Source organism: Stenotrophomonas sp. HMWF023 (assembly GCF_003060985.1).
Classification (GTDB): domain Bacteria; phylum Pseudomonadota; class Gammaproteobacteria; order Xanthomonadales; family Xanthomonadaceae; genus Stenotrophomonas; species Stenotrophomonas lactitubi.
In genome coordinates, this window is record NZ_QAIJ01000039.1 from 1 (window position 1) to 7,685 (window position 7,685).

At 70.2% G+C, this 7,685-nt stretch carries 5 protein-coding genes and 2 pseudogenes; 2 read left to right on the top strand and 5 right to left on the bottom strand.

Annotated elements, in window-relative coordinates; genetic code table 11:
- A pseudogene (locus DBR20_RS01720) lies at window positions 1-596 on the bottom strand (hypothetical protein); the annotation flags it as partial.
- A gap of 240 nt (window positions 597-836) precedes the next feature.
- Here DBR20_RS01720 and DBR20_RS01725 point away from each other — a divergent pair.
- Window positions 837-1,367, top strand: coding sequence for a hypothetical protein (locus tag DBR20_RS01725; protein WP_099786312.1), 531 nt, complete (start codon window positions 837-839; stop codon window positions 1,365-1,367).
- Between the two features lie 37 nt (window positions 1,368-1,404).
- A complete protein-coding gene (locus DBR20_RS01730) occupies window positions 1,405-2,079 on the top strand; it encodes a hypothetical protein (RefSeq protein WP_108264970.1) in 675 nt (224 codons plus the stop codon).
- A 72-nt stretch (window positions 2,080-2,151) separates the two neighbouring features.
- Here DBR20_RS01730 and DBR20_RS01735 read toward each other — a convergent pair whose 3' ends face one another.
- From DBR20_RS01735 to DBR20_RS01750, 4 genes and pseudogenes are all read right to left on the bottom strand, one after another.
- Window positions 2,152-3,957 carry a hypothetical protein gene (locus DBR20_RS01735; RefSeq protein WP_108264971.1) on the bottom strand — a complete coding sequence of 602 codons (1,806 nt, stop codon included), beginning with the start codon at window positions 3,955-3,957 and terminating at the stop codon, window positions 2,152-2,154.
- Window positions 3,954-6,125 carry a hypothetical protein gene (locus DBR20_RS01740; RefSeq protein WP_108264972.1) on the bottom strand — a complete coding sequence of 724 codons (2,172 nt, stop codon included), beginning with the start codon at window positions 6,123-6,125 and terminating at the stop codon, window positions 3,954-3,956. The genes DBR20_RS01735 and DBR20_RS01740 overlap by 4 nt, the downstream gene beginning before the upstream one ends.
- A complete protein-coding gene (locus DBR20_RS01745) occupies window positions 6,122-7,243 on the bottom strand; it encodes a BatA domain-containing protein (RefSeq protein ID WP_108264973.1) in 1,122 nt (373 codons plus the stop codon). The genes DBR20_RS01740 and DBR20_RS01745 overlap by 4 nt, the downstream gene beginning before the upstream one ends.
- A pseudogene (locus DBR20_RS01750) lies at window positions 7,240-7,685 on the bottom strand (DUF58 domain-containing protein); the annotation flags it as partial. The gene DBR20_RS01745 and the pseudogene DBR20_RS01750, both read right to left, overlap by 4 nt.

Sequence of the window (7,685 nt, forward strand, 5' to 3'; positions counted from 1 at the left end):
AGCAGCGCGATGACAATGCCCGGCCAGCGAACGCCATCACCCCGGCGCATCGCCACTTCGGCCGCCGTCTCCAGCCGCTGTCCGTGGACCGCGCACGCAGCAATTGGCCGCACGATGCGCCGTTTGCGTTGCAGTGGTCCCTCAAAGGCGGCCGCATGCTCGGCTTCCTCGGCAGCCACCCGGTGCCGGGCACCGACAATGTGGAATCCATTCAAGCGGACTACCAGAGCGGCGTCGCCAGCCAGGACGACCTCTGCGTGATTGTCTACGGCAACATGCTGCCAGGCATCGAATGGCAGCAGCACGGCAACGTCACCGAGCCAGGCCGAATGGAAGGGGCGGTTGCCGAAGCCAGACGGTCCGCTGAAAGCCCCCGACAGCACGCGCACCTGTGTGTCGTGCGTCCGCCCGCTGAGCGCACGCAGCGTGGCAAGTGCAGCATCTTCATCTTCGGTGAGCGGACGTGAGGGGGGATTGCGCCGCAGCAGGTGCAGGGCAGCGCGTGCATCCGACGCCCACTGCAGGTAGCAGGCCACCAGCATCGCCAGCAGCACCGCAAGCAGGAGGAGGGTCGCAGCGGGCGACATCAGCAGCATCCCAGCTGGCGTGAGTGATCGCAGCAGCGGGGCGGTGGCAGGCTCATCGGCGTGAAGGTGCTCAGAGGGGCCTGCAGGCTCATGGCATGCTTCGGCGTGCGCAATGCAAATCATTGCAAGGTGCGTGGCGGCTGCGCGGAACCGTGAGGACGGGCACAAGCTGAACGCCGGCGGCGCCCCCAACGAAATCTGAAGCCCGCACCCGTATCCTCGGCATCTGGACGCAACAGGCAAGGGCCGATGGCTGTGGCAAAACGGGCAACGCAGGGAGCACTTCTGGCCGGCATGCTGCTGGCGGGCATCGCGCACGCGCAGCAGACGACGCCGGTGGCCGTACCCGTGCCCACGCCTGATCCCGTACCGGCGCCTGCCGTGCCGCTCGCCGCTGATGACGCGCCCGTGGTCGTGCCGCCTGCGCAGGGGAACGTCACCACGCTGGGCGAAGTGCGCGCGCTCAAACCCGAAGACGACCAGCCGCTGGACCTGTACCGCTTCAAGAACCCGATGCGCGCGGAGAACAACCGCTTCAGCCGCGACTGGAGTGAGCCGCCCTCGCCCGAGCAGGTCAGCATGGGCGGCGGTTACATCATGATGGGCGTGGTCAAGGGCGTGATGGCTGCGGCCAAGGGCCTGAACAAGATCACCGGCGGCCCGGACCAGATCCAGTCGGCCATCGCCCGGCCGCCACCGGAACTGAGCGCCGAGCAGCAACGGCGCGCGCTGCAGTTCTGCGCCCAGCAGGACGGTTGCGGCGCGCCGCCGGAGAAGTAGGCGTTATCCTGCGGGCCTTCCCTTCGAGGCTGCCTGGATGCTGCTGCGTACCCTGTTCCTGCTTGCAACGCTGAGCCCGCTTGCCGCGTCCGCCAGCGACCTGACCGATGGCGGTTCGTGCCGCAATGGCGCGTTCCCTTCGGAACAATCGGGCTTTGCCCTGGCCAAGGTGGTGGGCACGCCGCGCCTGTACCTGCTGGGCGACATGGACGGCTGCCCCGCGAAGGGCGAACCCGCCTGCCGCCAGCGCAGCTACGTGGTGAGCGGCGATACGGTGGTGACCGGGCGCGATCTTGGCGGTTACCGCTGCGCCTTCTTCCCGAACAAGGTGGGTGGCAGCGCAGGCTGGGTGGATAGCAGCAAGCTGCAGGCGTTGCCGGTTCCCGCCCCTACGCTTCAGGCCTGGTCGGGAGACTGGAAGGACAGTGACAACGGCCTGCAGATCCGCGTGCGCGACGGCCAGCTGCACGTGGAAGGCGATGCCTACTGGCCCTCGGCCAACCCGACGCTGGCTGAGCGCCCGGGCGGCCCGAACATCGGCGCGGTGAGCGCGCAGGCGGTGCCGCGTGGCGCCCAGGTCGACTTCGTGGAGGACACCTGCACGGTGCACGCGCAGCTGCTGGGCGACGTGCTGATCGTGGCTGACAACAGCGAGTGCGGCGGCATGAACGTGCGCTTCAACGGTGTGTACCGGCGCGCAGGGAAGCGTTGAACGGCGCATTCCGTCGATTCACGCATGGAGTCAGTAGATCCACGCCATGCGTAGATGGTGTTTGCGTTCCAATCAGCGTCGCCGCTCAAGCCACCACAGCAGCGATGCGCACAGCACGAACGCCAACCACCACGGCCAGCGCGACCCCGGCACGCGCTGGTCCGCTTGCGCGGTAGCCGGTGCGGATGCAGCCAGCCGCTGCGCGGTGGCATCGATCATCGCCTGCCGGTGCAGCGCCGAGGCCTGCTTCGGATCGAACACGTAACGCCAGTGCGGGCGGTCGCCGTGCTGCAGACGCTGCCAACCGGCCTGGCGCGGCCACCAGCCCGCGCATCGCGCTGTGCCGGTACCGCCGTCGACGATCAGCGGCACGCCCTTGCCGTGTGTGTCGAAGGCCTGCAGCGGTGCCTGCACGCCACACAGCGACAGGCGTTCGCCGGCCCAGGCAATTGCCTGAGGCGACCATGGGCCTTCGGTGCCAGTCTGCGCGCGTGACAAGGTGGCGAATACTGAGCTCCACAACTCGCCATGGCGATCCTCGCGACCGGCCAGTACCCAGCGCCAGCTGTCGGTGATCGGCAGCATGCCGATGCGACCCTTGCCGACGGTGCGCCAACCGCCGATGGGCTTGCCGTCGCGATCCTGCAGCAGGGCGCGGCTGTCGGCAGCCTGCAGTGCCAGGTACTCCAGCCCCGGCAGCGCCGCTGCGTGCGACGCGCGGTCGGCTTCTTCGCCGTCACCGGTGGGCAGGGTGCCGGCGGCAAGGGGCCCGCGACGCGCCTGCAGCATCGTGGCGTCACCCTCGCCGGGCATCACCGCGATCTGGCTGCCGGCATCGCCCTGCAAGGGCAGGCCGAGCTCGCGCAGGCGTTGCCGTGCGCTGGCCGATGGCGCGCCGGTACTGCGCACCAGCAGGCCCAGGCCGTCGCGCAGGGCCTGGCGCACGGCCGCCATCTGACCGGCGCCGAGAGCGGCCAGGCTGCGTTCGTCGAGCAGCAGCAGGTCGCTGCGTGCCAGCGTGGCCGCGTCCAACGCCACGTTGCCGTCGCCCAGGCTGAGGCCCGCACCGGTCTCGGCCTGCAGCTGCACGCGGATGCCGGCATCGGTGGCCCAACGACGCAGGTACTTCAGCTCGGCGCCCGGTGCAGCAGAGCGCACCAGCAGGCGCAGCGGAGCGGCGGCCAGCGTCTGCTGCGGCACCGGAACGCTGTCGGCAACATGGCCCTGCGCATCCAGCAGGCGCAGCTGGAACACGCTACGGCCTTCGGCGCGGGCGACGCCGCTGAGCTGTACATGGCCATCGGCCGCCAGCGGTGCACGATCGACCACTGCGCCAGCCGGGTCCAGCAGTTCGGCCTGCGCGCGTTCCACGCCGCGTGCCTGTGCGTGCACATCGAAGCGCGCACCGGGAGCTGCGTCCGCAGGCGGCTGCAGAGTGATCCAACCGTTGAGCGCAGGCGCTGCCTGCCAGCGCGTATCGGTGGGCAGTGCGGCATCGCGATCACGCGCGGCCAGGCCGGCACCGACCAGGGTCACCGTGGAGAACGGATAACGGCGCAATGCGGTGGCCAGGTCCGGAACGCGCGCTGCACCGGCCACGTCCGTTGCTTCTGGCAGCAGCACCCGGGTGGCGCCGGCCGGCAGTGCACCCGCCTTGTCGGCCTCGGCGCCGATCACCACCAGGCCGGTCAGGGCAACGCGTTGTGATGGCGGCAGCAGGCAGACGTACAGCAGCGCAGCGGCGGCGGCCTGCAGCGTGAGTACGGCGATCAGACGGCCGCGACCGCGCGTGGGCGAACGCAGCTGGCGCGCACTGGCGACGAGCACGATCAGCCCCAGCACGAGCGCAATCCACACATTCAATGCCGATGCGCTCATGGCTGCGCCTCCAGCGCGTCGAGGTAGCGCTGCCCCATGGCATCGGCTGCACTGCGTCGCATCACCTGCGGCAGTGGCCGCTGCAGTGCGCGCCACAGCTGCGCACGCAGGCGCTGTCGGCACTCGGTGCAGCCGGGTTCGATGCGCAGTTGCTCGATGGCGGCAGCCAGGTCCAGTGCGTCCGGCAGGAAGGCGCTGTTGCGCTGTTGCCAGGTTGCCAGCATGTCCAGGTCGGGCGTACCGCTCTCGTCGCCCAATCGCTGCCAGGCCTCGACGACGGCCGGGTCCGGGGGCGTGCGCGCGGTCAGCGGCAGCTCGCGGCTGGCCAGCCCGGCACGATCGCCGCTCAGGCGTCGGCTCTCGTCGATCGGCGGCAGCTCCGGGCCGACGCGGGCCAGATAGATGCGCTCGGCCTGCTGCACCTGCTTGATGAATGCCAGCGCTTTGTAGGCAAACGGAAGGGCCTGCTCGGGGCGACCCTGGCGCAGCTCGCCTTCGGCCGACCACATCTGGTCCAGTGCTGCCTTCAGCGTGGCGCGCGTCTGCGGGTCAAGCAGCGTCGCCGCCTCGGCGTGGTCGTGGGTATGCCCGTACTCGGACAGCACGTCGGTGGCGCTGCCGAACACCGGTGGCGTGCCGCTACCGCCGGCTGCGCCGCCGTGGTCGTGCCCGTGCCCGTGCTCGTCGTGCGCGCCGGCCTGCGCCTCGTGATCGTGCTCATGCTCGTCATCGTGCGTGTCGGCCGCGGGCGTATCGCTGGTGGGCAGGTCGCTGGTCGGCGGCGGCTTCGGCGCGCCCTCGCTTTCCTCGCCCAGGAACTGGCCGTAGCGCAGGCGCAGGATGCGCTGGTCGACGCCGATGGCATCGCTGCGCTTGACGAAGGTATCGGCGGCGACGCCCCGGCGTTCGCGGATCAACGCCTCGGCATCGATGATGATCTGCCGCTGGCTGCGGAAGTACGCAGGCAGGGTCTTCTTGATGCGGCCTTCCATTTCGGCACCCAGCACCGCTTCGGTGCTGGGCAGGCGCAGGATCACGCTGCTGCTGCGGCCGACCTGTGCTGTCGGCGCGTGGTTGTCGCGCACTTCCAGCTGGGCGATCACATCGTTGCCGGGCTGTGCGCCCAGAGCGGCCAGGTCGAGGGTGTGGGCAAAGCGCCGTGCCGTGGCCTCGCCGCTGCCGTTCAGGGTCACGCTGCGCTGGACGAAGGTGATGTTCTCACCGCTGCCCTGGGTGGTGGTGATCGACAGCGTCGCCTGCGGGAGGACGCCATGATCGTCGCTGGCCTCGAAGCGCAGCGTCCACTGCCGTTGCCCGGGGCTGCCCAACACCAGGCTGGCAGCAGGGTCGATCACGCGCACCGTGGGCGCACGGTCGGCGACCACGTCAAGCCGATGCAGGCGGGCTTCTGCCAGCGCCGGTTCGCTGACCACGCGATACAGCACCGGGGTGCGCGCCACGTCCTGCGCCTGCCACTCACCGTCGTGCTCGCGCAGTGGCAGGCGACGGCCATCGTGGAACTGCAGCCAGGCCTTGCTGGGTGCACGGTCGAAGCGCAGCGACCAGGATAGGCGACTGTCGGCGGCAACCTTCGCGTCGAGTGCGTTCTGCGTACGCGTGGGTTGACCGGTGTAGGCCGGTGCATCGATGCGCAGGCGGGTGGACTGCAGGCGCAGCGGACCGGCCTTGGCGTTGCTTTGCGGTGTCGCAAGCGCGGCAGTACGCGGTGCCGTATTGTGCGGCCAACCCAGCGCCAGCACAGCGACGGCGATGCCGCCGATCCAGCACAGCGCCACTGCCCTGCGCGGCCATCGCGGTCGCAGCTCGGGGAGGTTGCGTTCAAGCGCCGCCAGCACGTGCGTGCGCTGGCGCTGCTGTAGTGGATTGAGTGTGCCGACGTCGGCGAACAGCAGGTCGGCGCTGTCCTCGCTGGTCCCACTGGCATCCAGCCGGCGCTGCAACCAGTGCCGGTCCAGCTGCCGGGCGCGCGTGGTTGCCACGGCCGCAATGAGGAGCAGGGCCATGGTCGCGACGACGCAGGCGATATCGAAACCGGACAGGCGCAACGCCAGTGCCGTTGCCGCCAACGCCCATGGCAGGCCCAGCAGCACGGTGATCGCGGCGCGGCGCCGGCGCGCGCGCTGCCATGCCTGTTGCAGCGTCTTCATGGTCCAGCCCTGCGTCGCGCGCTGCTCGCCATCCAGCGCTCAAGCGCGAACAGCAGCACGATCACCAGCAGCAGCAAGGAGGTTGGTTCACGCAGGGGCGGCGTTGCGGGGGGCAATGTCGCGCGAAGTGGCGCGTGGTCCCGCGCATCACCCAGGCGCGGGGTGGTTGGCGGTTGCAGGGCTTGCAGCAGGCTTCGCGGCAGCCCGTCATCGCGGAGTGCACTGTTGCGGGCCACGTTCCATTCGCCGCGCAGATGCAGCAGGCGGCCTTGGCCGATGCGCTGCAGCCATAGTAGTGGCGCATTGTCTGCATCACGCAGCAGGACGGCCGCACCCGCTGGCGGCTTGGCGGCGGTCAGCACCGTGCCGCCCTGCTGCAGCCAGCTCTGCCAAGTGCCAGGCAGTGCATCGTTGCCGGTCCATACGCCGATCTCGCCGCGGCCCGGCAACGCATTGTCGGCCAGGGGCGCCGCCAGTGGTTGCGTGCTCCATGCGCGCTGCAACGCGCCCAGCCATTGCTGCGCAGCCGCCGGTTCATCGCTACGCGTACGCAGGCGTGGTGCCACGGAGGTGCGCGGCGCTGCGGTGACGGCCAGCGTGTGTGGTTGCCACTGAACCTCGCGCGACAACTGCAGGCGGGCGCCATCAAGGCCGGGCAGGGGATCGGGTACGTGTACGGTCAGCGCGGTGCCGGCCGGCAGCTGCGCATCCAGCTCGCGCAGCAGACTGGGCAGGGAAGCAGCGTCCATCGGCGTGGGCTGGTCGATGGGCGGGAAGCCCGGCGCCAGCCAATGCCAGTCGCGTGCATCGGCGTTGCCGCGCAGCGCGGTCGCGTCCAGGCCCGGTGCCACCATCGTCCACGCCGCTGGCACCGGTGCAGGACCGATCAGCGCCGGGCGCGCCAGCAGCAGGGCCAGTGCCGCCAGCAACAGCAGGCGCACCAGCAACAGCGGACAATCATCGAAGCGGATGCGCTGGCGCGGTCGTACCTGGGCGCGCAGCCAGCGCAGCGCAGCGAAATCCAGCGGCGTGTAGGGATGACGACGTGCGAGGTGGATCAGCAATGGCAACAGCCATGCAGCCAGCGCCGCCAGGCCCAGCGGGAACAGCAGGCTCATGCGCCGCCCCTGCGGCCGAACATCGCCTGCAGCGGCTGGTCCAGCGGCTGGTCGAGCCAACCGGTGGCGGTGGCGATGCCACTGGACTGCAACCGCGCCCGCAGCGCGGCATGGGCCTCGGCGAAGCGCTGCAGGTAGTCGGCGCGGATCGCGGCGCCATCGCCGAGCAGTTCCTCGCCCGTTTCCGGGTCGCGGAAACGATGACCTGCGTCGAAGGGGAAATCGCGTTCGTCGGCGGTCAGCACCTGCAGCAGCATCACCTCGCGGCGTGCGCTGGCCAGCTGCTCCAGCAGCACGATGCCCGCGTCATCGAAGCCATCGCCGATGGCCAGCAGCAGATCGCCGGGGCGCACGCGTTCCCACAACGGGCGCAAGCGCTCGGCGGTCGGCCATCCGCCACGCGCCTGCAGGGCATGCAGTTGCAGGTGCACGCGGTCACGCT

Bases quoted from the DNA above. Each gene is read 5' to 3' on its own strand.
- DBR20_RS01725 (WP_099786312.1), top strand. From the start codon at position 837: ATGGCTGTGGCAAAACGGGCAACGCAGGGAGCACTTCTGGCCGGCATG.
- DBR20_RS01730 (WP_108264970.1), top strand. From the start codon at position 1,405: ATGCTGCTGCGTACCCTGTTCCTGCTTGCAACGCTGAGCCCGCTTGCC.
- DBR20_RS01735 (WP_108264971.1), bottom strand. From the start codon at position 3,957: ATGAGCGCATCGGCATTGAATGTGTGGATTGCGCTCGTGCTGGGGCTG.
- DBR20_RS01740 (WP_108264972.1), bottom strand. From the start codon at position 6,125: ATGAAGACGCTGCAACAGGCATGGCAGCGCGCGCGCCGGCGCCGCGCC.
- DBR20_RS01745 (WP_108264973.1), bottom strand. From the start codon at position 7,243: ATGAGCCTGCTGTTCCCGCTGGGCCTGGCGGCGCTGGCTGCATGGCTG.